Raw genomic sequence first — 23,305 nt, 5'->3', positions numbered from 1 at the left:
GACGCCCGAATCGACCGACTGGGCCGGGGCGTGATTCTCGATAAAAAAGTGGAAATTGATCAAGGACTTATCTGACAGACTTGACTCAAGGCACGGTCGGCCTCACTTTTCCCCCATCGTCAGGGAGTCCCCATGAATCGCAACGACCTACGCAAGGTTGACCTCAACCTGTTGATCGTTTTCGAAACACTCATGCACGAGCGCAGCGTGACCCGCGCAGCCGAGAAGCTGTTCCTCGGCCAGCCGGCGATCAGCGCAGCCCTGGCGCGCCTGCGCGGTCTGTTCGACGACCCGCTGTTCGTTCGTACCGGGCGCAGCATGGAACCCACCGCGCGCGCCCAGGAAATCTTCGGGCACCTGTCCCCTGCACTGGACTCCATCTCCACCGCGCTGAGCCGCGCCGCTGACTTCGACCCGGCCACCAGCAAGGCGGTGTTCCGCATCGGCCTGTCCGATGACGTGGAATTCGGCCTGCTGCCCGCGCTGTTGCGCCGCCTGCGCTCCGAGGCGCCAGGGATCGTCCTGGTGGTGCGCCGCGCCAACTACCTGCTGATGCCACAGCTGCTGGCCTCCGGGGAAATCTCCGTGGGCGTGAGCTACACCGACGAACTGCCGGCCAACGCCAAGCGCAAGACCCTGCGCCGCAGCACCTGGAAAGTCCTGCGCGCCGACTCGATTCCCGGCACGCTGACGCTGGACGACTACTGCGCGCGCCCGCACGCCCTGGTTTCCTATGCCGGTGACCTGGACGGCTTCGTCGACCAGACGCTCGCCGAGATGGACCGCAAACGCCAGGTGGTGCTGGCCGTACCGCAGTTCGTTGGCCTCGCCCAGTTGCTGGCAGGCACCGACATCATTGCCACCGTGCCGGAATACGTGGCGGCGGCGCTCACCGCCGCCGGCGGCCTGCGTGCCGAAGAACCGCCCTTCCCCACCCGCCTGGCCGAGCTGTCGATGGTATGGCGCGGCGCCCAGGACAACGACCCCGCCGAGCGCTGGCTGCGCTCGCGCATCACCATGTTCGTGGGCGACCCGGACAGCCTCTGAGGCACCGCTCCCCTGGCGTGAAGCGCGTCGGCGCTTCGCCCCCCGCAGGCGTCTGTCGCCTGCGGGAGCGCTCTATCCCGGCAATTCCCGTGCCCAGCCTCACTATCTATTCCTGCGCATGGCGCAAAGGCATTTATCACTCCACGTGATAATCAAAATTCGCTCGTTCGATTAGTTACTTGGCGCGCCCGAAAGCAGACTCCGCCCCATCAGAAGTCCCATAACTAATTAGAACGCTGGAGTCTTTCCATGGAGCGAAATCTCAACACCTTGCGTATTCCGCTGGCGTTAGCCGCCGCACTGGTGCTCAGTGCCTGCGGCAAGGCCCAGGATGCGGCGCAGAACATGCCCGCACCCAAGGTCAGCGTGGCGGAAGTCATCGAGCAGCCGATCAACGAGTGGGACGAATTCACAGGCCGCCTGGAAGCCCCGGAGTCCGTCGAACTGCGACCCCGCGTCTCGGGCTACATCGACCGGGTGACCTTCCGCGAAGGCGCGCTGGTGAAGAAAGGCGACCTGCTGTTCCAGATCGACCCGCGCCCGTTCCAGGCCGAAGTGCATCGCCTGGAAGCCCAACTGCAGCAGGCCCGCGCCAACCAGACCCGCACCGCCAACGAAGACGCCCGCGGTGTGCGCCTGCGCGCCACCAACGCCATCTCCGCGGAACTGGCCGACGCCCGCAGCGCAGCCGCCGCCGAAGCCAAGGCGGTGGTCGCGGCGACCCAGGCGGAACTGGACAACGCCCGCCTCAACCTGTCCTTCACCCAGGTCACCGCGCCCATCGACGGCCGCGTTTCCCGCGCCGAAGTTACCGCCGGCAACCTGGTCAACAGCGGCCAGAGTCTGCTCACCACCCTGGTTTCCACCGACAAGGTCTACGCCTACTTCGACGCCGACGAGCGCGTCTACCTCAAGTACGTCGACCTGGCCCGCAAGGGTGGCCCGGACGCTCGCGGCAGCAGCCCGGTGTACCTCGGCCTGACTGGCGAGGACGGCTTCCCCCACGAGGGCCGGCTGGATTTCCTGGACAACCAGGTCAACCCCAAGACCGGCACCATCCGTGGCCGCGCGGTGTTCGACAACGCCGCCAACCAGTTCACCCCCGGCCTGTATGCGCGCATCAAGCTGGTCGGCAGCGGCACTTACCCCGCAGCGCTGATCAAAGACGAAGCGGTCGGCACCGACCTGGGCAAGAAATTCGTGCTGGTGGTCGACAAGGACAGCAAGGTGCAATACCGCGGCATCGAAATCGGTCCGAAGCTGGAAGGCCTGCGCATCGTGCGCAACGGCCTGGCCAGGGGCGACCGCATCGTGGTCAACGGCCTGCAGCGGGTTCGTCCCGGAGCCCAGGTCGATGCCCAGGGTGTCGAGATGGCCAGCCAGTCGACCCTCGCCACCCTCGCCCGGCAACGCCAGGCGCTGGAGCAGAGCGAAGCGCCGAAGGTCGCCGAGAAGACCGCCAAGCCAGGCGCACCGCGTAGCTGATTGATTCATCCGACCTGAAATTATCGAGGCGCAAGCCTCGGCAAGCACAGGCGGACCATCGGCGAGATCACCAAAGGATCGATGTACCAGGCCCTGTCCCACCAGGGCCTTGGGTGAACTTTGTCCCGGGTTTGGCGAACCGCAGCGTTCGCGACAGGAACCAGCCATGAACTTTTCGCAATTTTTCATCCAGCGGCCGATCTTCGCCGCCGTGCTCTCGCTGATCATCCTGATCGGCGGGGCCATCTCGCTGTTCCAGCTACCGATCAGCGAATACCCCGAAGTGGTGCCGCCAACCGTGGTGGTGCGCGCCAACTTCCCCGGCGCCAACCCCAAGGTGATCGGCGAGACCGTTGCCGCACCGCTGGAGCAGGCCATCACCGGCGTCGAGAACATGCTCTACATGTCCTCGCAGTCCACCGCCGACGGCAAGATGACCCTGACCATCACCTTCGCCCTGGGCACCGACCTGGACAACGCGCAGGTGCAGGTGCAGAACCGCGTGACCCGTACCGAGCCCAAGCTGCCGGAAGAAGTCACCCGCATCGGCATCACCGTCGACAAGGCATCGCCGGACCTGACGATGGTGGTTCACCTGACCTCGCCGGACAACCGCTACGACATGCTCTACCTGTCCAACTACGCCATCCTCAACATCAAGGATGAGCTGGCGCGCCTGGAGGGCGTGGGCGACGTCCAACTGTTCGGCATGGGCGACTACTCGCTGCGCGTGTGGCTCGATCCGAACAAGGTGGCCTCGCGCAACCTGACTGCCAGCGACGTGGTGGCGGCGATCCGCGAGCAGAACCGCCAGGTCGCCGCCGGCGCCCTCGGCGCACCGCCCTCGCCGAGCGCCACCAGCTTCCAGCTGTCAATCAACACCCAGGGTCGTCTGGTCAACGAGGAAGAGTTCGAGAACATCATCATCCGCAGCGGTCCGGACGGCGAAATCACTCGCCTGAAGGACATCGCCCGCGTGGAGCTGGGCTCCAACCAGTACGCCCTGCGCTCGCTGCTGGACAACCAGCCTGCCGTGGCCCTGCCGATCTTCCAGCGCCCCGGTTCCAACGCCATCGCCATCTCCAACGAGGTGCGCGAGAAGATGGCCGAGCTGAAGAAGAACTTCCCGCAGGGGGTGGACTATTCCATCGTCTACGACCCGACCATCTTCGTCCGCGGCTCCATCGAGGCGGTGGTGCATACGCTGTTCGAAGCCCTGGTGCTGGTGGTGCTGGTGGTCGTGCTGTTCCTGCAGACCTGGCGCGCCTCGATCATCCCGCTGGCCGCCGTGCCGGTATCGCTGATCGGCACCTTCGCGGTGATGCACTTCTTCGGCTTCTCGCTCAACGCGCTCTCGCTGTTCGGCCTGGTGCTGGCGATCGGCATCGTAGTGGACGACGCCATCGTGGTGGTGGAGAACGTCGAACGGAACATCGGGCTGGGCCTCACACCGATCGAAGCGACCAAGCGTGCCATGCGCGAAGTGACCGGGCCGATCATCGCCACCGCACTGGTGCTGTGCGCGGTGTTCATCCCAACTGCATTCATCTCTGGCCTCACCGGGCAGTTCTACCGGCAGTTCGCGCTGACCATCGCGATTTCCACAGTGATCTCGGCGATCAATTCGCTGACCCTGTCGCCTGCGCTGTCCGCCGTGCTGCTCAAGGGACACCACGAGCCGAAGGACCGCTTCTCGGTGCTGCTGGACAAGCTGCTGGGCGGCTGGCTGTTCCGCCCGTTCAACCGCTTCTTCGACCGCGCCAGCCACGGCTACGTCGGCACCGTTACCCGCGTTCTGCGTGGCAGTTCCATCGCACTTCTGCTGTATGCGGGGCTGATCGGCCTGACCTGGCTGGGCTTCTCCAGCACCCCCACCGGCTTCGTGCCGCAGCAGGACAAGCAGTACCTGGTGGCCTTCGCCCAGTTGCCCGACGCGGCCACGCTGGATCGCAGCGAAGCGGTGATCAAGCGCATGTCGGAGATTGCCGGCAAGCACCCCGGCATCGAGAACACCGTGGCCTTCCCCGGCCTGTCGATCAACGGTTTCACCAACAGCCCCAACAGCGGCATCGTCTTCACCACGCTCAAGGACTTCGACCAGCGCAAGGGGCCGGGCATGTCCGCCGGTGAAATCGCCGCCGAGCTGAACAAGCAGTTCGCCGATATCCAGGACGCCTACATCGCCATCTTCCCGCCGCCGCCGGTACAGGGCCTGGGCACCATCGGCGGCTTCCGCCTGCAGGTGGAAGACCGTGGCAACCTGGGTTACGAGGAGCTGTACAGCCAGACCCAGAACATCCTGGCCAAGGCCCGCGCGCTGCCGGAGCTGGACCCGATGTCGCTGTTCACCAGCTACCAGGTGAACGTGCCGCAGGTCGACGCCGCCATCGACCGCGAAAAGGCCAAGACCCACGGTGTGGCGATCAGCGACATCTTCGACACCCTGCAGGTCTACCTCGGCTCGCTGTACACCAACGACTTCAACCGCTTCGGCCGCACCTACCAGGTGAACGTCCAGGCCGACCAGAGCTTCCGCCTGGAACCTGAGCAGATCGGTCAGTTGAAGGTGCGCAACAACCTCGGCGAGATGGTGCCGCTGGCCACCTTCATCAGGATCAGCGACACCTCCGGCCCCGACCGGGTGATGCACTACAACGGCTTCATCACCGCCGAGATCAACGGTGCCGCCGCGCCGGGCTACAGCTCCGGCCAGGCCGAAGCCGCCATCGAACGCCTGCTCAAGCAGGAGCTGCCCAACGGCATGACCTTCGAGTGGACCGACCTGACCTACCAGCAGATCCTCGCCGGCAACTCGGCGATCTACGTATTCCCGCTCTGCGTGTTGCTCGCCTTCCTGGTGCTGGCCGCGCTGTACGAGAGCTGGGGGCTGCCGCTGGCGGTGATCCTGATCGTGCCGATGACCCTGCTGTCGGCCATCGCGGGCGTGATCCTGTCCGGTGGCGACAACAACATCTTCACCCAGATCGGCCTGATCGTACTGGTGGGCCTGGCGTGCAAGAACGCGATCCTGATCGTCGAGTTCGCCAAGGACAAGCAGGACGAAGGCATGGACCGCATCAGCGCGGTGCTGGAAGCCTGCCGCCTGCGTCTGCGCCCGATCCTGATGACCTCCATCGCCTTCATCATGGGCGTGGTGCCCCTGGTGCTGTCGTCCGGCGCTGGCGCGGAAATGCGCCACGCAATGGGTGTCGCGGTGTTCTCCGGGATGCTCGGCGTGACCTTCTTCGGCCTGCTGCTGACGCCTGTTTTCTATGTGCTGATCCGCCGCTTCATGGAAGCCCGCGAAGCGAAGAAACAACAGCGCCTGAGCCACCAGGCCAACAGCGAGGCCCACACTGCATGAAGTCCGTGAAACTCTTCGCCCCGGCCCTGCTGGCGCTGTCGCTCAGCGCCTGCATGGTCGGCCCCGACTACCAGAAGCCCGACACCGCGCCGGCCCGGGTCGCCACCGACGACCAGGCGCCGGGCTACGACCGCACGCGGTTCGAGGACGCCTGGTGGAAGCAGTTCGATGACCCGGTGCTGAGCCAACTGGTCGACCAGGCGCTGAAGGAAAACCGCGAGCTGCGCGTGGCCTATGCCCGCGTGCTGGCCTCGCGGGCGATCCGCGACGACGTGGCCAACGACCGCTTCCCGACGGTCACCAGCCGTGCCGAGGGCCAGGTCGGCAAGGGCCAGGTGCCCGGCCAGACCGAGGACCGGGTCAACCAGGAACGCTACGACCTGGGCCTGGACATGATCTGGGAAGTCGACCTGTTCGGCCGCGTGCGCCGCCAACTGGAATCCAGCGATGCGTTGAGCGCCGCCACGGTCGCCGATCTCCAGCAACTGCAGGTCAGCCTGGTCGCCGAGCTCGCCGATGCCTACGGGCAACTGCGCGGCGCGCAACTGCGCGAGAGCATTGCCAGGAGCAACCTGGACAATCAGCGTGAATCCCGCGACCTGACCATCCAGCTACGCGACGCCGGTGTCGGCAGCGAGCTGGACGTGCAGCGTGCCGAAGCTCGCCTGGCCGCAACCGAAGCCAGCGTGCCGCAATTGCAGGCCGAGGAAGTACGCCAGCGCAACCGCATCGCCACCCTCCTCGGCCAGCGCCCGGACGCGTTGAGCGTGGATCTCTCGCCGAAGAAGCTGCCGGCCATCGCCAAGGCCCTGCCCATCGGCGACCCGGGTGAGCTGCTGCGGCGCCGCCCGGACGTGGCTTCCGCCGAACGCCGCCTGGCCGCCGCCACCGCCGACGTGGGCGTGGCCACCGCCGATCTGTTCCCGAAAGTCAGCCTCGGCGGCTTCCTCGGCTACACCGCCGGGCGCGGCTCGCAGATCGGCTCGTCCGCCGCCAGCGCCTGGGGCGTCGCGCCAAGCATCACCTGGGCAGCCTTTGACCTGGGCAGCGTGCGGGCCCGCCTGCGCGCGGCCAAGGCCGATGCCGACGGCGCCCTGGCGACCTACGAACAGCAGGTACTGCTGGCTCTGGAAGAGTCTTCCAACGCCTTCAGCGACTACGGCAAGCGCCAGCAGCGCCTGGTTTCCCTGGTGCGCCAGTCCGAAGCCAGCCGCAACGCGGCGCAGCAGGCCGGCCTGCAATACCGCGAGGGCACCGTGGACTTCCTCAACCTGCTGGACGCCGAGCGCGAACAACTGGCCGCCGAAGACGCCCAGGCACTGGCGGAAGTGGATGTCTATCGCGGCATCGTCGCCATCTACAAGGCCCTGGGTGGCGGCTGGCAGCCGTCCGCCTGACCCGTTCCTCCCCCGGTCGAGATGTCGTCGACCTTCTGGCCCTGCGGTCTGCGCTCCTGACCGCGGGGCTTTTTTATGGCCGACGCCAGCATCGATTACGCACCGCCTGGAGCACATGCCCGACACCCCATGATTCGCCGGTTTGCGCGGCCTGCAGGCGGCCAGGGCAGGCAGGCCTGCGGCGCAAGGTGCGCGCCAGAGCCTTGGGCTATGCGCTCCATGCCGCTATGATCCAGACCGGCTTGCCAGGGATCAAACGTGTTCGGACTCGCCCTGGCCTAAGATTCATGAACCGGACACTTCAGACAAGGATTCGCCGTGGACGCCACCGCTCATTTCATCCCCCTGGATTCCACATCCCTCTTCATCACCCTGGCGATCATCGTCTTCGGGATGTTCATGCTGGGGATCGGCTTCACCATTCGCCACCGCGGCATCGGGGTGTTCCTCATGTGGGTCGGCGTGCTGAGCATGCTGTCGATCATCACCTACCGCATCTATCTCGCCACCTCGGTGTAGCGCGCTCCTCCGGCGCGCGGCTAGCGCGCCATCGCCCGGGTATAGCCCTTGGGCGAGAAGCGCACCGTCACTCCCAGCATCATCACCACCGATACCGCCAGCAGCACCCAGGACGCCTGGAAGCTGCCGGTGCTGTCGCGCAGCCAGCCGGTCACGTAGGGCACGACGCCGGTGATGATGAAGCCGATGCCCTGGACGAAGGCTGCCAGCCGCCCCGCCGCGCCGGCATCGGGCAGATGGTCGAGGGTCAGCGTCAGGCTCAGGGCGAAGCACGAGCCCAGCCCGTAGCCGATCAGCGCCACCCAGACGCCCGAGAGGTTCAGCGGCGCGCAAATCAGCCCGACAAACCCGGCCAACTGGATCAGCAGGCACACGCACAGCCAGCCGCGGCGGTCCGGCGAGCGGCGGATCAGCAAGGGGATGGTGAGCGCGGCGATCACCTGGAAGATGGTCATCAGACCGATCAGCCGGCCGCTGCCCTGGGCACTCCAGCCGAGCTGGCGGTAGTACACCGGCAGCCACGCGACCATGCTGGTGTAGCCGCCATTGATCAGCCCGAAATAGGTCGCCAGCAGCCAGGCGCGGCGGCTGCCGAAGTAGTGCTGCACAGCCTGCCGCGCGGGTGCCGCAACCGGCGTCTCGCGCGGCCGCGCCACGGCCCACAGCAGCAGGCCGACGAGCGCCAGCAGCAGCCAGGCGCCCAGCCCGTCCTGCCAGCGCTGGAAATGCTCGGAGACCACCGGCGCCAGCACCGCCGCACTGCCGCCACCGGCCATCAGCGAAGCCGAGTAAAGGCCCATCGCGGACGGCACCTTGTGCGGGAACCAGCGCTTGATCACTCCGGGAATCAGCGCCTGGATGATCGCAACGCCAGTGCCGGCCAGCACCGCGCTGGCGATCAGCGCCATGCCGCTGTCCAGCAGCAGACGCCAGAAGCAGGCAGCGCCGATGGCCAGCAGGCCGCCCACCATGCCACGGCTTTCGCCCAGGCGCGGGCCGATCCAGGGCAGCGCCAGGGCAAACAGCCCCATGCACAGCACCGGCAGCACAGTGAGCATCGATGCGCCCTGGAAGCCCAGGCCGGTGGCCTCGCGGATGTCGGTGAGCAGCGGGCCGATGGAGGTAAGGATGGGTCGCAGGTTGATGCCCAGGGCAACGATCACCAGCAGGCCGACCCACCCCGTGCGGGCCGCCCCCTCGGCCTCGGCAGCCAGGCTGTGGCTCATGGGCGGCGCTCCTGCCAGCGGGCGTACAGGCCCTCCTCTCCCGCCGGGCGCAATGGCCGCAACGGCAGTGCCTGCCACTGCGGCGGCTGGGTCATCTGCTGGTAGACCGCCGCCGTGGACAGCCCGAACGGCTCGCCGTCGTCATTGGAATAGGCGAAATACGCGGCCTCGACGCCACACAGGTGCATGGCCGCCAGGCACATCGGGCAGGGATGGCCGCTGGCATAGATCACGCAGCCGTCCAGACGCGGCATACCCAGTACGGCGGCGGCGCGGCGGATGGCTAGCAGCTCGGCGTGAGCGGTCGGGTCGTGGTCCAGGTGAATGGAGTTGGCGGCACGAGCGATGATCTCGCCGTCCTTCACCAGAACGGCGCCGAACGGGCGGCCGCCGGCCTCGATATTGTCGCGGGCCAGTTGCAGGGCCTCGCGCATGAAGTCGTCATGTTGCATGGCAGTATCCAGTCAATGCGCGCCAGCGGCTTCCAGCATCCTGGCAATGGTGGTCTGGTTGCGCTGGCGGGCGTGTTGCAGCGGCGTAACGCCGTCGTTGTCGGCCAGGTCGAGGTTCGCCCCGGCATCTATCAGTCGTTGCACGACGGCCTGGTGACGCGGGCCGCCATCGCTGAGCAGGATGGCTTCGAGCAGCCCGGTCCAGCCGAGCCTGTTGACGTGGTCGGGATCGACGCCGGCCTCGAGCAGCGTCTCGACCACCTCCACGTGGCCACGTTCGCAGGCCGGGATCAGCGCCGTGCCGCCGTAGCGGTTGGTGCTGCGCAGGTCGGCGCCGTTGGCCAGGGTCAGCCTGAGTATCTCCAGGCGGCCTGACGCTCCGGCCAGCAGGTAGGCGCTGTCGTGGATGCGGTTCTGCCGGTTGACGTCGGCGCCGGCGGCAAGCAGCACGCGGGCCACTTCCACGCGGTCATGCGCGGTGGCCAGCAGCAGCGGCGTGTTGCCCTGCCCGTCGCTGACATCCACCGGCACGCCACGCTTGAGCAGCGCGGCGACCTCGCTCGCGCGGCCATCGCTGGCGGCGCCGAGCAGCGCATCGGCGGCGGCGCGGCTGTGTACGTCCTCGGTCTGGATGGTTGGCATGTCCATGTGGCGCTCCCCCATGTTGGCTGTCGTGCCTCGACTGAGCGCTCGCAGTATGACGAAGGCGTTTTCTATGTTGAAATTAAATAGAATCATGCCTTTCAGTGGAAATCAGAATGCTAGACCCCAACCTCCTGCGCAGCTTCGTGATGGTGGTGGATGCCGGCAACTTCACCCGCGCCGCCGAACTGCTGCATCTCACCCAGTCCACCGTCAGCCAGCAGATCCTGCGCCTGGAACAGAGCCTGGATTGCCGCCTGCTCGACCGCAGCCAGCGCCAGGTGCTGCCCACCGAACAGGGTGAGCAGTTGCTCGGCTACGCGCGGCGCATTCTCCAGCTCGGCAGCGAGGCCCGCGAAGCGCTCAGCAGCGAGCACAGCGAAGGCGTCCTGCGCCTGGGCATGCCCGAGGACTTCGCCGGCGAACGGATGATGCCGCTGCTGGCGGCGTTCAGCGCACAGCGCCCACGCCTGCGCCTGGAGGTTTCCAGCGGGTTGAGCCAGGAGCTGCTGCGCCAGTACCGCAGCGGCGAGCTGGACCTGGCGCTGGTCAAGCAATGGGGCGCCGACAGCGACTGCCTGGCGCACTGGCCCGAGCCCCTGGCCTGGCTGGACAGCGAGCAGAGCCCGGCGGCGGCCCGCGATCCCTTGCCGCTGGTGGTGTTCCCGCTTGGCGCGCTGTATCGCCAGGAGATGATCCATGCGCTGGAAGCCAGCGGCCGGCGCTGGCGCATCAGCTACAGCAGCGGCAGCCTGGCCAGCCTGTCGGCGGCGGTCGCCGCGGGAATGGGCGTCAGCCTGTTGCCGCTGCGCGGGCGCCACGGCGGCCATCGTGTGCTGGGCGTCGAGCAGGGTTTCGCACCGATCGGTGGGCTGGAGCTCGCGCTCTATGCCCGACCGGAGCTGGGCAGCGCCGGCCGCAGCCTGTGCGAGCAGTTGCGCAGCCTGTGCGCGCAGCTCGCCGAGGTCACGCCGTCGCGCTGAGGCAGTCGAGGAACTGCTCGGCGGGGATTGGCCGGCCGAGCAGAAAGCCTTGCAGCGAATCGCAGCCCAGGCGGGTGAGGAAGTCCTGCTGGCCGGAGGTTTCCACCCCCTCGGCGACGATCCGCAGGTCCAGCGCCTGGCCCAGGGCGACAATGGCCGAAACGATGGCCGCGTCGTCGCTGTCCTGCTCCAGGTCGCGGACGAAGCCACGGTCGATCTTCAGCTCGTTGGCCGGCAGGCGCTTGAGGTACAGCAGGCTGGAATAGCCTGTGCCGAAATCGTCGATGGACAGGTCCACCCCCATGCCCGAAAGCCGCCCGAGTATCTCCAGGCTGGAGTCGGCATCGCGCATGGCCGTGGTCTCGGTGATTTCCAGCGTCAGGCAGCGCGCCGGCAACTGGTGGCGCTCCAGCGCGGCAGCCACCGAGTCGACCAGGCCGGCATGGCAGAACTGCAAGGCCGAGAGATTCACCGCCACGCGCCAGCTCTCCCGCCCATGCAGGTACCACAGGCGCATCTGCCGGCATGCCTCGTCCAGCACCCAGTCGCCGATGGGAATGATCAGCCCGGTGCGCTCGGCCAGGGCAATGAAGGTGTCGGGCATCAGCAGGCCGCGCTGCGGATGCTGCCAGCGCAGCAGCGCCTCGGCGCCGATCGGCTCGCCGCTGGCGGCGAACTTGGGCTGGTAGTGCAGGACAAACTCGCCCCGAGCCAGTGCCGCCCGCAGGTCATGGAGCAGCTGCAGATGATTGCGCGCATTGGTGTTCATCGACTGCTCGAAGAAGCTGTAGCCGTTCTTGCCGTTACCCTTGGCGTGGTACATCGCCGCGTCGGCGTTGCGCAGCAGCTCCTGCTGGCTGGCGCCATCGCCGGGATACAGCGCGATACCGATGCTGGCGGCGATGCGCAGCTCCTGGCCGGCCACCTGGAACGGCTGCGCCAGCAGGCTGATCTGCTGGCTGGCCAATGTCACCGCGTCTTCCGGCTCGGCCAGTTCCACCAGCAGCACGAACTCGTCGCCGCCGATGCGCGCCACGGTATCTTCGCTGCGCAGGTTGTCACGCAGGCGCCGGGCCACTTCCTTGAGCAGCAGGTCGCCCAGGTGATGACCGAAGGCATCGTTGACCGGCTTGAAGCCGTCCAGGTCTAGGAACATCAGCGCGAAGTTGCCGCCGTTGCGCTGGACCTTGCCGATCAGTTGCTCGATGCGGTCTTCCAGCAACACACGGTTGGGCAGGCGCGTCAGGTTGTCGTGCAGCGCCAGTTGGGTGAGCTCCTGGTTGGCCTGCGCGAGGGACGAACTGAGCAGCGCGGTGCGCGACTCCAGGCGGGCATCGAGCACCGAGGTCAGCAGCGCGATGCCGATCACCGCCAGGGTGACCACGATGATCAGCAGCGCCAGCCAATCATTGCCCAGGCCGCTCGGCGCAGCGCCACAGAAGCTGCCATCGGGGAAGCGCGCGGCCGCCATGCCGGTGTAGTGCATGCCCACGATCGCCACGCCCATCACCAGCGCCGCGCCGCCGCGCACCAGGCGCACGTAAGGGGTGTTCTGGCGTAGACGGAAGGCGATCCACAGGGCGGCGCCGGACGCCAGCACGGCGATCAGCAGGGACAGACCGAACAGCAGCGGGTCGTATTCGATGCCCGGCTGCATGAGCATGGCGTACATGCCCAGGTAGTGCATGCAGCTGATCCCCGTGCCCATCGCCAGCGCACCGAGTAAAAGCTGCCAGAACGGCAGGCGCTCCTGGCTCACCAGCGCCAGGGCGAACCCCGAACTGAGCATCGCGATGGCCAGGGACAGCAGCGTGAGGTCGAGGTCGTAGCCCAGCGGGATGGGCAGGCTGAAGGCGAGCATGCCGATGAAGTGCATCGACCACACGCCGATGCCCATCGCCACCCCGCCGCCGCCGATCCACAGCAGTACCGGCCAGCCCTTGGCGGTTGCGATGCGTCCGGCAAGATCGAGGGCGGTGTAGGACGCCAGAATCGCCACGCAGAGCGAAATCAGGACCAGGGCGGGATCGTAACTACCTACTAGCATGGGGACTCTCTGGGCGCGCAAATCCGGAGCGCGCAAAAGGTCCGGATTCTAGCTAAAACCCCGGCAGTACAACCACTGGCGCGGGCATCAGTTCGTCGTCACCGCCACGTCGTCCCGCCGCAGGCAACCCTGGGCCATCCACGGGCAGGCCCGCGCCCAGAGGAAGCGCTGCTCCTTGCGGCCATCCTCGTCGTAATACGCGAGCTGCAGGCGCTCCGGGGTGAAGGCCAGGCGGGCGAACCCCGGACGCGACGCGGCGAACGGCGTGTCCGGCGTCGGCTCGACGGGCTTGAGCGGGTCGATGGTCTGCCCGCCGCCGCCGGAAATCAGCCAGGCCGGCTCACCGGGCCGCAGGATCACCTGCTGGTTGTGCTCGTGCCCGGCGAGGTAGATGTCCACGCCGCTGCGCTGCATGGCCGGCAGCAACTGTTCCATCAGCTTCTGGTCGTCGCCGTGCTTGCCGCCGCTGCTGCGAATGGCATGGTGCGCCACCACCATCTTCCACATCGGCGCGGGGCCGGGCCGGGCGAAGGCTTCCTGCAGGAAGCCTGCCTGGCGCTCACGCCCGGCGCTGTCCTGGGAGGTATCGAGGAATACCACGCGCAGCAGCGGGCGCCCCTCGGCCTCGCCGAAGTCGCGCACATAGGTGCGGTCGGGCATCTGCCAGCGGCCGGAACCGCTGCCCTGGCGCCCGTAGTCCAGCTCCACGGCGGCGGAGTCCGGGTAGTCGTGGTTGCCCAGTACCGCATAGAACGGCACATGGCTCAGCCAGCGGCCGTGGTACACGCGCTCGAACTTCAGTTGCCAGGCCGGATCGTCGATGCCGCTCAGGGCCTTGCCGTAGAAGTTGTCGCCCAGCAGCAGGACCATGTTCACCCCGCCTTCGTCCTCGGCGACGCGCTCCATGCCCTCCGCCACGCGCCACTGCTGGAGGTCGCCGCTCCCCTGGTCGCCCAGCGCCAGCAGCGTTACACGGGAAGCCGGCTGACCCGCCAGCGGGGTGTAGTGCGGCGGCGGCACCAGCACCATGAACCCGGCCAGGCTGCCCGCCACCAGCAGCAGGGAAACCAGAGCCAGCAACACGATGCCCAGGCGACGCCGACGGGGCTGTCTCGAAGCGATGGTTAGCGGATGACTGGCGGACATGGCGACCTCGTGGGGGCATACCGATAGACAGTCACGGCAGTGGAGCACGGCGAACGTTAATGCCGCGTTAACGCGTCATCGCCTATACCTGCCCTACCGTCGACCGACACCGGACCCGTCATGCCCTCCAACCGTCACCTTGTCATGCTGCTCCTGCTGGGCGGCCTGCTGTTCTTCACCGCGCTGGGCAATCACGAACTGCAAGGCTCCACCGAACCGCGAGTGGCCGGTATCGCGATGGAGATGTACCTCGACCACGACTGGGTGACACCGCGCCTGAATGGCCTGCCGTTCCTGGAAAAACCGCCGCTGAGCCTGTGGCTGGACGTCACCGCCATGCACCTGTTCGGCCCGACAGCGCTGGCGGTGCGCCTGGCCTCGGCATTCGCCGGCCTGCTCTGCACGCTGCTGCTCTACGGCGCGCTCAAACGTATTGGCCGACCATCGGCACTCGCCCTGCTCGCCGCCGTGCTGCTGATGACCACGGCCAGCTTCTGGAGCAACGCCCGCCAGGTCGGCGAGGACGCCCTGCTGGCCCTCGGCGTTACGCTGGCGCTGCTGTCCTTCCTGCAAGCCTGGCTGGCACCGCCAGGAAGGCCCGCGCATTGGCTGGCATTCGCCGTCGGCATCGCCATCGCCACCCTGAGCAAGGGCGTGCTGGGTCTGGCGTTGCCGGGCGTGGTGATCTTCGCCTGCCTGCTGTGGGACAGCCTTACCCATCGCCGACTGGCGATCGGAGCCTGGCTCAGACCCCTGCTATGGACGCTGCTCGGCCTGGTGCCGCTGGTCGTCTGGCTGTTGTTCCTGTATCGCGCTGGCGGCAGCGCGGCGTTGCAGGAGATCCTCTGGACCAACAGCGTGGGGCGCTTCAATGGCTCGTTCAGCGAAGCCGGCCACTTCGAGCCGTTCTACTACTACCTCATGCGGCTGCCGCAAGCCTTCCTGCCGTGGAACCTGCTGCTCTATCTCGGCCTCTGGCACTTCCGCAAGCGCCTGGTTCGCGACCGCCACCTGCTGTTCTTCTGCCTCTGGCTGGCGGCGCAGTTCACCCTGCTGACCCTGGCGTCGAGCAAGCGCATGGTCTACCTGATGTCGCTCGCTCCGGCCGCCGCGGTGATCGCGGCCGAATACGCCGACGTGCTGCTGCGCGGCTGGCGCACCAGCCAGTCCATCGCGGCGCGGCGCGCAAGGGCTGCGGCACTCGCCCTGGCGGTGCTGGTGCCCTGTTTCTACCTGGGCTATGCCCTGCTGATCGAACCGCGCGCCGACCGCCAGGAATCGTTCCTGCCGCTGACCGAGTGGATTCGCCAGTTGGAGGCTGACGGCCAGCAGGTCGCACTGTTCCAGCCCAGCGAGCGGCTGGCCGGGGCGGGAGTGTTCTACAGCCGCAGCCGCTTGCCGGTACTGGAAACCCGCGAGCAGTTGCTGGCCTTCCTGAGCCAGCCGGGCAGGCATGTCGCCGTCATGGAAAGCGTGGAAACACCGCAGCCACCCCTGGCAGTGCTGCAGCGCTTCCGCGTCGGCCAGCGCGACTACTACTTCATCGGCCCGTCGACAAGCGGGAATTGACCCGCCGCCATGCCTCCCGCCCGGGGAACGGCTAACCTTGCAGCAGCGCCGCCGCCCGCACAGGAGCCGTTTCCCTTGGCGAACCACCCGTCGATCCTCACCCTGCCGTTCCGCCGCCTGGCCAACCCCTACACCCGCTACCGCTACGCCGCCTGGATCCACTGCATCCGTGTCGGCCTGGCGCTGCTCGCCTCGATGCTGCTGACCAGCGCGCTCAGTCTTCCCCACGGCCTGTGGGCGTCGGTAACGGTGCTGGTGGTGATGGGCGGGCTGGTGCACCAGGGCACCATTCGCGGCAAATCCTACGAGCGGGTGCTGGGCACGTTGGTCGGCGCGGCGCTGGGTCTGTGCGTGATCGCCGTCTACGACCATACCCGCTCGCTGGCCATCACCTACACGCTGATGTCGGTACTCGGCGCGGCCTCGGCGTTCTATGCGATACGCCGCCCCGGCTACGTCGCCTTGCTCGCCGGGATCACCCTGTGCATCGTCGCGGGGCCTGGTGAGACCGGCTTCACCGAGGGCCTGTGGCGCTCGGCCAACGTGCTGATCGGCGTGGCGGTGGCCCTGCTGTTCTCGCAGATCTATCCGTTGCGGGCGGTCTACGTGTGGCGCTACCTCCTATCGGACAACCTGCGGGCCTGCGCGCAGATGTATGGGCAGTTGTCGTCGAATCACGATTTCAGCGCCGAGCACTTCGCCCGGCAACTGGAAGAACTCGACCACCGCCTGGTGGCCGCCCGCGCCCACCTGGGGCCGGTGGCGCGGGAAACCGGGATGCCGCTGCGCGACCTGGAGATCATCCAGCGCATTCACCGCGCGGTGATGGGCACTCTGGAATCGCTGATCGCCTCGCGCCAGTTCGCCGCCGAGGCCGGGGAAATCGAACCGGTGCCGGAGAGCCTGGACGCCCATCGGCAGCTGATCGGCCGCCTGCTGCTGCAATCGGCCCATGCGCTGAAATTCAGCCGCACCAGCAAGCTGGTACAGGCCCGCCAGGGCCTGGAAAGCCTGCCGCCCAGGCCGCACAACCTCACCGATTCCTTCGAGAAACAGGGCTTTTACTGGCTGACCCTGCGCCTCTATGAGCAGGTGGAAATGCTCTCGGAGAAGCTCGCCGCAACGGCCAGACACTGGAACATCCAGAGCAGGGATAGAGCCTGACTGCAGGGGCCGGAACAGAGCACGGCGGCGCCCCCGGAGCTTGAACCGCGAATGGAAATGCCCTGGGCGCGGAGAGCAAACTCCGCGCCCAGGGCATTTTTCAACGCTGCTTGCCGCCCCGCCGCCAATCAGGCTGCGAAACCGCCGTCGATGGTCAGGCTGGCGCCGGTGATATAGCCGGCTTCCGGGCCCGCCAGGTAGGCGACGAAAGCGGCGACTTCCTCCGCACGGCCATAACGGCCGACCGCCATAAGGCCCATCAGCGATTCTGCGAAGTCGCTGTCAGCCGGGTTCATGTCGGTATCCACCGGGCCTGGCTGCACGTTGTTCACCGTGATGCCGCGCGGACCGAGATCGCGGGCGAGGCCACGGGTCAGGCCGACGATGGCCGACTTGCTCATGGCGTAGACGGCGCCGCCGCCGAAGGGCATGCGATCGGCATTGGTGCTGCCGATGGTGATGATCCGGCCGCCCTCGCCCATGTGCCGGGCGGCGGCCTGGGCGCCCACGAAGACGCTGCGCACGTTCACCGCCAGGGTGCGATCGAAGTCTTCCAGGCTGAACTCCTCCACCGGGGCGATGGCCAGCACGCCGGCGTTGTTCACCAGGATGTCGATCCGGCCGAAGCGCTGCGCGGCGCTATCGATGGCAGCCTGGACGGACGCCGCGTCGGAGCTGTCGGCATTGATCGCCAGGGCGCGCCCGCCGGCAGCCTCGATGCTGGCGGCGAGGTCTTCGGCCTTCTGCGCCGAACTGACGTAGGTGAAGGCAACTGCGGCGCCTTCGCTGGTCAGGCGCTGCACGATAGCGGCACCGATGCCGCGGGAACCGCCCTGGACGAAGGCGACCTTGCCGCTGAGGGATTGGATAGTGCTCATGTGGGACTCCGGTAGTGAGTGGGAGAAGTTCGACGAGGCCAGTCTCCTCCCCAGACTACTTCCGCAGTAGCCGGTAATCGCTATATTCAGTCGTTACCAAATGTCTGGAATCCCATTCATGGAAAGCCTGATCAGTATCGAATGCTTCGTGCGCAGCGCCGAAGCCGGCAGCTTTGCCGCAGCCGCCCGGCGATTGGGGCTGACGCCGGCGGCAGTGAGCAAGAATGTGGCGCGGCTGGAAAACAACCTTGGCGTGCGCCTGTTCCAGCGCAGCACGCGCAGCCTAAAGCTGACCGAGTCCGGCGAGCGCTTCCTGGACGAAGCCAGCGGCAGCCTGGCAAGCCTGCAGAGCGCCATCGCCAACCTGGCCAGCGCCGATGGCCAGCCCAGCGGCGTACTCAAGGTCAGCATGGGGCTGGTGTTCGGCCGCGACTACATCCTGCCGCTGCTGCCGGACTTCCTCGAACGCTACCCGGCGATCCGCCCGGACTGGCACTTCGACAACCGCCAGGTGGACCTGATCAGTGAAGGCTTCGATGCGGCCATCGGCGGAGGATTCGAGCTGCCGCCGGGCGTGGTGGCGCGCAAGCTCTCGCCGGCGCACCTGGTGCTGCTGGCCTCCCGGGACTATCTCGACACACATCCGCCGATCCGCTACCCCAGCGACCTGCCCAGCCACGACGGCATCCGCATCCGTTCACCGCAGACCGGCCGCGTGCGTCCCTGGCCGTTGGTCAACCGTCAGCACGCGCAGGCTCCCATCGCCCTGAAGGAACGCATGACCCTGAGCGACCCGGAGGCAGCCTGCTCCGCCGCCCTCATGGGGCTTGGCATCACCCTGGTGAGCATGCAGCACGCCCTGCCGTACCTGGACGATGGCCGGCTGGTGCGGGTGCTGCCGGAGTGGTACGTCAATGCCGGCAACACGTCCATCTACTTCACGGCACAGAAACTGCTGCCGGCCAAGACCCGCGCGTTCGTCGACTACGTCGCCGATCACTTCCGCAACAGCGGCCTGGAGCAGCGATTTTCGGCGATCTGACGAGTGACGCGATAGATCCGCTCTTTCCTGATGGACATCAGAATTACAGTGAATTCGTCGTGAAAACGCTTGTCGATAATTAGCAAGCTAACTTAATTTCGAACTTCTTCGAGACGCAAACATCAGGAGAACCCGAATGAAAAAGTACGCTCTGCTGCTCGCCGCAGTGTTTTCCGTACCGGCCTTTGCCGACAGCGCACTGTGCGATAGCAACCTGCAGACCCTGAACGACTTCATGGCGACCGCCAGCCAGAACGCCACCGGGGTGAAAGTGAACGTCGTCCACGACTACATCGCCAAAGCCGAGGAAGCCAAGAAGGCCGGCGACTACAAGGAGTGCGTCAACCAGACCACCCAGGCGCTGCGGGTGATCCACAAGCCGGCCAACCGTTGACCGGCGCACGAAAAAAAACCCCGCTTGGCGGGGCTTTTTCATGGCACAGGGACGAACTCAGCCACAGGAAACCTGGTGAACCACGCCCCGATCGTCGACATCGATGTTCAGGCGCTGCGAGTTGTACTCCATCGTCACCGGCTCGTGCGGGCGCAGTACGCGGGAAACGCTGGCGCCGGCATCGCGGCGGGCCTCTTCGGCCAGCGTCGGGGTGATGGCCTTGCCGATCAGCGACTGCACGGCCTTGGCATTGCAGGCGCCGGACAGCGCGGGCGGAGTCTGCGCAGCCTGTGGGGCGGTATCGGACGAGGAGTCCTTCGAGCTGCACCCGGCCAGCGCGGCAACGGCGAAGATCGACAGCAGTGTGCGGTTCCAGGACATGGGGTTCGAGGGCATTGAAGGTCTCCCTGATTGCGTGAAAGAGCGCAACCTTACCAGCATGACCGTGCCGCCGGGGCGGCCAAGTATTGCAACCTGATGCACGGAAGAGCCGGCACAGAGCCACAGCTGGCCTTTTACACAACATTTACACTGCCGCCGTTACGTTTCCCGCCCGGGCGGATGTCTCATGGATACGGACCCCACGTCGGGCTCTCCAGGAGGTGCATCATGCTTCGCCGTCTCCCCCAGTTCGCCGTCCTCTGCGGTTGCCTGGCCCTCGCCGGACAGGCATCGGCCAACAGCAACAGCGATGCCGCCGCCATCGGCGCGGTAGTCGGCGCCGTGGTCGGGGGCGCTATCGTCGCCGGATCGGCCCCGGCGCCCTACTACGCGCCGCCCCCTCCGGCGGCCTACTACCCGCCCCCGCCACCGGTGTACTACCAGCCCTATCCGGTCTACCGGCCGGTGGTGGTGGTCCCGCCACCGCGCTACTACAGCCCGCGCTATTACGCGCCGCGCTACTACGGTCCGCCGGCCTACTACGGCCCGCCCGGCCATTACCACCACTGGTGACCACTCCAGGCCCCGCTTCGCGCGGGGCCTGCCGTTTCAGTCAGGCAGGCGGATGCTGCCGGCCAGTTCCTCGAACAGCGTCACCACGGCGCGCAACGCACGGCAGTCCGGGCGAGTGAGCAGCCAGAGGTTGGTGCTGCAGCCGGGCAACTCTCCCCCCAGCACCTGCAAGCCATCGCCGGGACGCAGCAGGAACGCAGGCAATGCCGCCAGCCCAAGCCCGGCGCGGCACAGATCGAGCACCGAGAGCATGCTGTTGCAGCGGTACGCGGGGATCACCGCCGGATACGCCTGCCGGCGCCAGGCGACGCTGGAATGGTCGGGCAGGAACTCGTCCGGGGCGATCCAGCTCATGTCCTGCCAGGGTCGTCCGCCCTGCTCGGCGAGATAGTCGCGGTGCGCGCAGAGCACGTAGTGGACGTCCCCCAGGTTGCGCCCGACCAGGTGCTCGGGCGGCGCACTGGTCAGGCGCAGGGCGATGTCGGCGTCGCGGCGGCTGAGGTTGGCGAAGGCGTTGGAAGTGGTGAGTTCCAGGTTGAGTGCCGGGTAGCGTTTCATGAAACGGGCCAAGGCCGGCAGCAGCAGGCCCTGCAGCACGGTGTCCGAACAGGTCAGGCGCACGGTGCCGCTGAGCACGTCGTGGCCCTGCTCCAGGCCGAGCCGCGCGGCTTCCAGCGCCTGCTCGGCCAGCTCCGCCTGGCCGAGCAGGCGCTGGGCGGTAGCGGTCGGCAGGTAGCCGTTGCGGCCCTTCTCGAACAGCGCCGTGCCCAGCGCCTTCTCCAGGCGGCGCACGGCGCGGAACACCGTGGAGACATCCACATCCAGCAGCTCCGCCGCGCGGGCCAGGCTGCCGCCGCGAACCAGTGCCAGCACCAGGGCGAGGTCGGCGTACTCAAGGCGATATTGCATAGGTGCATTCCCGGATTGCGCAACCGCCCATTTCGATTGCGTCTGCGCAACTATAAATTGCCACCATCGACACGCCAATGGGCACCAGCGCAACGGGGGAAGCAAGCATGGGACGGCGACGCAAGGTTCTACGAATCGGCCTGATCGGCGACCGCGACAGTCGAGTGCTGGCCCACTGGGCGATTCCCCTGGCCTTGCAGCAATCCCTGCTGCCGCACTCCGGCACCTTGCGCGTCGATTGGCTGGACACGCAGCGCCTGGCCGACGGCCTGCCCCTGGAGAACTACTCCGGCTTCTGGTGCACGCCCGGCGGCCCATACCGCGATACCGAAGGCGCACTGCGCGCCATCAGCTACGCGCGCACCCGCGGCGTGCCCTACCTGGGCACCTGTGCGGGCTTCCAGCATGCATTGCTCGAGCGCGCGCGCAACCATCTTGGCTGGAGCGACGCAGCCCACGGCGAACTGGACCCACAAGCCACCCGGCCAGTGATCGAGGCGCTGCCCTGCTCGCTGGTGGAAGTCAGCGAGAACATCCGCCTGCGCCCCGGCTCGCGGCTGGCGGCGATCTACGGCATGCCGGGCATCCGCGAAGGCTACCGCTGCAACTACGGGGTCAACCCCAGGTACCAGGCGCAACTCTTCGGCGGCGGCCTGCACGCCACCGCGCACGGGGAGGATGGCAGCATCCGGGCGCTGGAGGCCAGCGACCATCCGTTCTTCATCGCCACCCTCTTCCAACCTGAACGCAAGGCCCTGGCCGGTATCTCCGTGCCGCTGGCGGAAGCCTTCCTCTGCGCCGCTTTCCGTCACGCGGCGAACACCACAAGGAGCCCGGCATGACCCCGCAACCACCCTATTACGCTGTGATCTTCACCTCCCGCCGCAGCGAAATCGACAGCGGCTACGCCGACACCGCCGAGCGCATGCTGGAACTGGCGGCCCGGCAGGACGGCTTCCTCGGCGTCGAATCGGCGCGCGGCGCGGACGGCCTTGGCATCACCGTGTCCTACTGGCGCGACGAAACGGCAATCGCCGCCTGGCGCGCGCAATTCGAACACCGCCAGGCTCGGCAGCGCGGGCGCCAGGAATGGTACGACGCCTTCGATGTGCGGGTGAGCCGCGTCGAGCGGGCCTATGCCTTCCGCCGCGACGGCGACAGCGGCAGCCAGAGGCTGGCCATCGACGCGAGCACGCAGGCCACCCCGACCAGTTGAGCGGCGCCCACGCGCTCGCCCAGCAGCAGCACGGCGAACAACAGCGCACTCACCGGCACCAGCGCGGTGAACAGCGACGCCTCGCTGGCGCTGACCCGCGCCGCCCCCGCGTACCACAACAGATAGCCGCCCACTGTCGGAACGATGGCGTAGTACAGCACAGCGAGGCTTGCCGCACCGAAGCGCAGTGCCGGCTCGAAGAAAGCCGGGATGGCCGTCAGCAACAGGCCGATGGCGCACATCAGGGTCGACAGTACCAGCGGCTCCACCGGCCGCCGCAGCGCCTTGTTCAACAGAATGAACAACGCCTCGCTGGCGACCGCCCCCAGCACCAGAAGGTTACCCAGCCACGAACCGGTACCATCGCCTGCAGCGGTCGTCACCAGCAGCACGCCGGAGGTCGCCAGCCCCAGCGCTGCCAGCAACCGCCAGGATGGACGCTCGCGCAGCACGACCAGGGAAAACAGCGCCGCCACCACCGGCAGCAGCCCCATGATCACCCCGGCGGAAGAAGCCGAGGTGAGCCGCAGGCCCTCGATCAGCAACACCGTGTAGCCCACGCTGCCAGCCGCGGCCTGGGCCACCAGCAGCATGCCGTCACGCCACCCCGGCCGCGGCCAAGAAAGCCCGCGCCAGTACATCAGGCCAAGAAACAGCGGTAGCGCAAAGGCCAGGCGCAGCGCGCTGGCGACGAAGGGCGAGAGACCGTCGGCGATCACCTTGCTGGCAGTGACGGTACTACCGACCAGGATCATGGCCAGCGCGAGACAGCTATAGGGGTACAGCTTGGACGACATGGGCAGCGGCTCCGTGAATGACGAGCCGCCAGTGCATCAGCCGACAGCCATCGGCTTCTTGAAGGAAATTGCAG

Annotated in this window: 22 protein-coding genes; 13 read left to right on the top strand and 9 right to left on the bottom strand. The window is 67.1% G+C overall.

Annotated features, from left to right (window positions below; all coding sequences use genetic code 11):
* Nucleotides 1-132 precede the first annotated feature (132 nt).
* The 5 genes from OU419_RS11400 to OU419_RS11380 all read left to right on the top strand — a co-directional run bounded on the left by OU419_RS11400 (nt 133) and on the right by OU419_RS11380 (nt 7,812).
* Nucleotides 133-1,047: a LysR family transcriptional regulator gene (locus OU419_RS11400; protein ID WP_254473320.1), complete on the top strand. Its 915-nt coding sequence runs from the start codon at nt 133-135 to the stop codon at nt 1,045-1,047.
* A gap of 249 nt (nt 1,048-1,296) precedes the next feature.
* Nucleotides 1,297-2,532: a multidrug efflux RND transporter periplasmic adaptor subunit MexE gene (gene mexE, locus OU419_RS11395; protein ID WP_254473322.1), complete on the top strand. Its 1,236-nt coding sequence runs from the start codon at nt 1,297-1,299 to the stop codon at nt 2,530-2,532.
* Between the two features lie 166 nt (nt 2,533-2,698).
* On the top strand, nt 2,699-5,896 hold the full coding sequence (locus OU419_RS11390; protein WP_254473324.1) for an efflux RND transporter permease subunit: 3,198 nt from the start codon (nt 2,699-2,701) through the stop codon (nt 5,894-5,896).
* The gene (locus OU419_RS11385; RefSeq protein ID WP_254473326.1) at nt 5,893-7,293 is read left to right on the top strand and encodes an efflux transporter outer membrane subunit; all 1,401 of its coding nucleotides are present in this window, start codon (nt 5,893-5,895) and stop codon (nt 7,291-7,293) included. Before OU419_RS11390 ends, OU419_RS11385 begins: the two co-directional genes overlap by 4 nt.
* Before the next feature lie 318 nt (nt 7,294-7,611).
* Nucleotides 7,612-7,812: a hypothetical protein gene (locus tag OU419_RS11380; RefSeq protein WP_254473328.1), complete on the top strand. Its 201-nt coding sequence runs from the start codon at nt 7,612-7,614 to the stop codon at nt 7,810-7,812.
* 20 nt (nt 7,813-7,832) lie between these two features.
* Here the strand turns inward: OU419_RS11380 and OU419_RS11375 are convergent, their stop codons facing one another.
* Genes OU419_RS11375 through OU419_RS11365 form a run of 3 tightly spaced genes read right to left on the bottom strand, consistent with a single transcriptional unit; the run spans nt 7,833 to nt 10,138 of the window.
* Complete coding sequence (locus tag OU419_RS11375; protein ID WP_254473330.1) at nt 7,833-9,038, bottom strand: CynX/NimT family MFS transporter; 1,206 nt, start codon at nt 9,036-9,038, stop codon at nt 7,833-7,835.
* Nucleotides 9,035-9,490: a nucleoside deaminase gene (locus OU419_RS11370; RefSeq protein WP_254473332.1), complete on the bottom strand. Its 456-nt coding sequence runs from the start codon at nt 9,488-9,490 to the stop codon at nt 9,035-9,037. The genes OU419_RS11375 and OU419_RS11370 overlap by 4 nt, the downstream gene beginning before the upstream one ends.
* A gap of 12 nt (nt 9,491-9,502) precedes the next feature.
* Nucleotides 9,503-10,138: an ankyrin repeat domain-containing protein gene (locus OU419_RS11365; protein WP_254473334.1), complete on the bottom strand. Its 636-nt coding sequence runs from the start codon at nt 10,136-10,138 to the stop codon at nt 9,503-9,505.
* Between the two features lie 110 nt (nt 10,139-10,248).
* On the opposite strand from OU419_RS11365, the gene OU419_RS11360 reads away from it, so the two are divergent.
* A complete protein-coding gene (locus OU419_RS11360) occupies nt 10,249-11,115 on the top strand; it encodes a LysR family transcriptional regulator (protein ID WP_254473336.1) in 867 nt (288 codons plus the stop codon).
* Here the strand turns inward: OU419_RS11360 and OU419_RS11355 are convergent.
* On the bottom strand, nt 11,099-13,162 hold the full coding sequence (locus OU419_RS11355; RefSeq protein WP_254473338.1) for a putative bifunctional diguanylate cyclase/phosphodiesterase: 2,064 nt from the start codon (nt 13,160-13,162) through the stop codon (nt 11,099-11,101). The two genes, OU419_RS11360 and OU419_RS11355, sit on opposite strands and share 17 nt — an antisense overlap.
* An 87-nt stretch (nt 13,163-13,249) precedes the next feature.
* Nucleotides 13,250-14,308 (bottom strand): metallophosphoesterase, encoded by a 1,059-nt coding sequence (locus OU419_RS11350; RefSeq protein ID WP_254473340.1) that lies wholly within the window; start codon nt 14,306-14,308, stop codon nt 13,250-13,252.
* 120 nt (nt 14,309-14,428) lie between these two features.
* Here OU419_RS11350 and OU419_RS11345 point away from each other — a divergent pair, with 120 nt between their 5' ends.
* Together OU419_RS11345 and OU419_RS11340 are read left to right on the top strand one after the other, a co-directional pair.
* Nucleotides 14,429-15,877, top strand: a complete 1,449-nt coding sequence (locus OU419_RS11345) for an ArnT family glycosyltransferase (RefSeq protein ID WP_254473342.1) — start codon at nt 14,429-14,431, stop codon at nt 15,875-15,877.
* A gap of 75 nt (nt 15,878-15,952) precedes the next feature.
* Nucleotides 15,953-17,041 carry an FUSC family protein gene (locus OU419_RS11340; protein WP_254473344.1) on the top strand — a complete coding sequence of 363 codons (1,089 nt, stop codon included), beginning with the start codon at nt 15,953-15,955 and terminating at the stop codon, nt 17,039-17,041.
* A gap of 128 nt (nt 17,042-17,169) precedes the next feature.
* On the opposite strand, the gene OU419_RS11335 is transcribed toward OU419_RS11340, so the two are convergent.
* On the bottom strand, nt 17,170-17,919 hold the full coding sequence (locus OU419_RS11335; protein WP_254473346.1) for a 3-oxoacyl-ACP reductase family protein: 750 nt from the start codon (nt 17,917-17,919) through the stop codon (nt 17,170-17,172).
* A 118-nt stretch (nt 17,920-18,037) separates the two neighbouring features.
* On the opposite strand from OU419_RS11335, the gene OU419_RS11330 reads away from it, so the two are divergent.
* Both OU419_RS11330 and OU419_RS11325 read left to right on the top strand, forming a co-directional pair.
* Nucleotides 18,038-18,961, top strand: a complete 924-nt coding sequence (locus OU419_RS11330) for a LysR family transcriptional regulator (RefSeq protein WP_254473348.1) — start codon at nt 18,038-18,040, stop codon at nt 18,959-18,961.
* 136 nt (nt 18,962-19,097) lie between these two features.
* On the top strand, nt 19,098-19,355 hold the full coding sequence (locus OU419_RS11325) for a hypothetical protein (protein WP_254473350.1): 258 nt from the start codon (nt 19,098-19,100) through the stop codon (nt 19,353-19,355).
* A gap of 57 nt (nt 19,356-19,412) precedes the next feature.
* Here OU419_RS11325 and OU419_RS11320 read toward each other — a convergent pair whose 3' ends face one another.
* Complete coding sequence (locus OU419_RS11320) at nt 19,413-19,751, bottom strand: I78 family peptidase inhibitor (RefSeq protein WP_254473352.1); 339 nt, start codon at nt 19,749-19,751, stop codon at nt 19,413-19,415.
* A gap of 213 nt (nt 19,752-19,964) precedes the next feature.
* On the opposite strand from OU419_RS11320, the gene OU419_RS11315 reads away from it, so the two are divergent.
* Complete coding sequence (locus tag OU419_RS11315) at nt 19,965-20,309, top strand: hypothetical protein (RefSeq protein ID WP_254473354.1); 345 nt, start codon at nt 19,965-19,967, stop codon at nt 20,307-20,309.
* A 36-nt stretch (nt 20,310-20,345) separates the two neighbouring features.
* On the opposite strand, the gene OU419_RS11310 is transcribed toward OU419_RS11315, so the two are convergent.
* Nucleotides 20,346-21,218: a LysR family transcriptional regulator gene (locus tag OU419_RS11310; RefSeq protein WP_254473356.1), complete on the bottom strand. Its 873-nt coding sequence runs from the start codon at nt 21,216-21,218 to the stop codon at nt 20,346-20,348.
* A 107-nt stretch (nt 21,219-21,325) separates the two neighbouring features.
* On the opposite strand from OU419_RS11310, the gene OU419_RS11305 reads away from it, so the two are divergent.
* Together OU419_RS11305 and OU419_RS11300 are read left to right on the top strand one after the other, a co-directional pair.
* Complete coding sequence (locus tag OU419_RS11305; RefSeq protein ID WP_254473359.1) at nt 21,326-22,060, top strand: CTP synthase C-terminal region-related (seleno)protein; 735 nt, start codon at nt 21,326-21,328, stop codon at nt 22,058-22,060.
* Nucleotides 22,057-22,434, top strand: coding sequence for an antibiotic biosynthesis monooxygenase family protein (locus OU419_RS11300; RefSeq protein ID WP_254473361.1), 378 nt, complete (start codon nt 22,057-22,059; stop codon nt 22,432-22,434). Before OU419_RS11305 ends, OU419_RS11300 begins: the two co-directional genes overlap by 4 nt.
* Here OU419_RS11300 and OU419_RS11295 read toward each other — a convergent pair.
* Nucleotides 22,353-23,231: a DMT family transporter gene (locus OU419_RS11295; protein ID WP_254473363.1), complete on the bottom strand. Its 879-nt coding sequence runs from the start codon at nt 23,229-23,231 to the stop codon at nt 22,353-22,355. The two genes, OU419_RS11300 and OU419_RS11295, sit on opposite strands and share 82 nt — an antisense overlap.
* Between the last annotated feature and the right edge of the window lie 74 nt (nt 23,232-23,305).

The sequence above is a fragment of the Pseudomonas triclosanedens genome (genome assembly GCF_026686735.1).
In the GTDB taxonomy this organism is placed as follows: Bacteria; Pseudomonadota; Gammaproteobacteria; order Pseudomonadales; family Pseudomonadaceae; genus Pseudomonas; species Pseudomonas triclosanedens.
Note: the sequence above shows the minus strand (reverse complement) of the source record. Positions and strands in the feature narration are given on the sequence as shown.

Coding starts and splice junctions, on each gene's coding strand:
- OU419_RS11345 (WP_254473342.1), top strand. CDS start 14,429: ATGCCCTCCAACCGTCACCTTGTCATGCTGCTCCTGCTGGGCGGCCTG.
- mexE (WP_254473322.1), top strand. CDS start 1,297: ATGGAGCGAAATCTCAACACCTTGCGTATTCCGCTGGCGTTAGCCGCC.
- OU419_RS11360 (WP_254473336.1), top strand. CDS start 10,249: ATGCTAGACCCCAACCTCCTGCGCAGCTTCGTGATGGTGGTGGATGCC.
- OU419_RS11385 (WP_254473326.1), top strand. CDS start 5,893: ATGAAGTCCGTGAAACTCTTCGCCCCGGCCCTGCTGGCGCTGTCGCTC.
- OU419_RS11390 (WP_254473324.1), top strand. CDS start 2,699: ATGAACTTTTCGCAATTTTTCATCCAGCGGCCGATCTTCGCCGCCGTG.
- OU419_RS11305 (WP_254473359.1), top strand. CDS start 21,326: ATGGGACGGCGACGCAAGGTTCTACGAATCGGCCTGATCGGCGACCGC.
- OU419_RS11365 (WP_254473334.1), bottom strand. CDS start 10,138: ATGGACATGCCAACCATCCAGACCGAGGACGTACACAGCCGCGCCGCC.
- OU419_RS11355 (WP_254473338.1), bottom strand. CDS start 13,162: ATGCTAGTAGGTAGTTACGATCCCGCCCTGGTCCTGATTTCGCTCTGC.
- OU419_RS11315 (WP_254473354.1), top strand. CDS start 19,965: ATGCTTCGCCGTCTCCCCCAGTTCGCCGTCCTCTGCGGTTGCCTGGCC.
- OU419_RS11335 (WP_254473346.1), bottom strand. CDS start 17,919: ATGAGCACTATCCAATCCCTCAGCGGCAAGGTCGCCTTCGTCCAGGGC.
- OU419_RS11330 (WP_254473348.1), top strand. CDS start 18,038: ATGGAAAGCCTGATCAGTATCGAATGCTTCGTGCGCAGCGCCGAAGCC.
- OU419_RS11325 (WP_254473350.1), top strand. CDS start 19,098: ATGAAAAAGTACGCTCTGCTGCTCGCCGCAGTGTTTTCCGTACCGGCC.
- OU419_RS11400 (WP_254473320.1), top strand. CDS start 133: ATGAATCGCAACGACCTACGCAAGGTTGACCTCAACCTGTTGATCGTT.
- OU419_RS11350 (WP_254473340.1), bottom strand. CDS start 14,308: ATGTCCGCCAGTCATCCGCTAACCATCGCTTCGAGACAGCCCCGTCGG.
- OU419_RS11300 (WP_254473361.1), top strand. CDS start 22,057: ATGACCCCGCAACCACCCTATTACGCTGTGATCTTCACCTCCCGCCGC.
- OU419_RS11310 (WP_254473356.1), bottom strand. CDS start 21,218: ATGCAATATCGCCTTGAGTACGCCGACCTCGCCCTGGTGCTGGCACTG.
- OU419_RS11295 (WP_254473363.1), bottom strand. CDS start 23,231: ATGTCGTCCAAGCTGTACCCCTATAGCTGTCTCGCGCTGGCCATGATC.
- OU419_RS11320 (WP_254473352.1), bottom strand. CDS start 19,751: ATGCCCTCGAACCCCATGTCCTGGAACCGCACACTGCTGTCGATCTTC.
- OU419_RS11375 (WP_254473330.1), bottom strand. CDS start 9,038: ATGAGCCACAGCCTGGCTGCCGAGGCCGAGGGGGCGGCCCGCACGGGG.
- OU419_RS11370 (WP_254473332.1), bottom strand. CDS start 9,490: ATGCAACATGACGACTTCATGCGCGAGGCCCTGCAACTGGCCCGCGAC.